This is a genomic window from Chryseobacterium sp. SIMBA_028 (assembly GCF_046535285.1).
Classification (GTDB): Bacteria; Bacteroidota; Bacteroidia; order Flavobacteriales; family Weeksellaceae; genus Chryseobacterium.
On record NZ_JAWRWZ010000905.1, the window covers coordinates 1 to 229 of the forward strand.

1 protein-coding gene is annotated in these 229 nt (G+C 63.8%); it reads right to left on the bottom strand.

Going from position 1 to position 229, the window contains the following annotated elements:
* Nucleotides 1–229, bottom strand: a 229-nt coding sequence (locus SCA31_RS25830) for a response regulator (protein ID WP_410699781.1), incomplete at both ends; no start/stop codon positions are given.

Sequence of the window (229 nt, forward strand, 5' to 3'; positions counted from 1 at the left end):
GCGAATGGAGGCCGCGATTTCGACATCGTCGCGTTCCTTGAGCACATACCCCGAGGCGCCCGCCTGGAGCGCCTGAACGATCGTCTGTTCCGTGCTCCACGCGGAGATTACCAGCATCGGCAATGCCGGGTCGCGAGCATGAAGCTCGTGTATGAGATCGACACCGCTGCCGTCGGGCAGGCCGATGTCGATCAGCGTCAGGGCGAACGGTTGCTCGGCGAGGATCGTG